Annotated in this window: 1 protein-coding gene; it reads right to left on the bottom strand. The window is 57.7% G+C overall.

Annotated elements, in window-relative coordinates; all coding sequences use genetic code 11:
• On the bottom strand, nt 1-312 hold a 312-nt coding region (locus DRW39_RS22110), incomplete at both ends, for a hypothetical protein (protein ID WP_157976315.1).

Below are 312 nucleotides of genomic sequence, written 5' to 3'. Positions count from 1 at the left end.
GCAGATCGTAGGTTAGCAGGATGCGGGTGGAGGGCACATTGTCGTGCTGGTTTTGGTGAAAGCCGAAGGCCTGCCCGATCCAACTTTCGCGGGGTAGGGTCTGGCCCGTACCGTCAACGGCAATGAGAAGGTGGGATCGCCAGCGGCGGGCATGGCGAAAGCTGGCGTAGAAAGCCTGAACGGATTGGTAGAAGAAGTCCTTGAAGAATAGGGGGCGGATGTGCTTGCGGCGTTGGACGATGGCAGACTTTGTAACCGGGAAGGATCCCAGGCTGACAAAGAAATCGTGCAGCTCAACGGCGGTGGATTTAC

This window comes from Lewinella sp. IMCC34191, from assembly GCF_003390935.1.
Classification (GTDB): domain Bacteria; phylum Bacteroidota; class Bacteroidia; order Chitinophagales; family Saprospiraceae; genus Neolewinella.
Note: the sequence above shows the minus strand (reverse complement) of the source record. Positions and strands in the feature narration are given on the sequence as shown.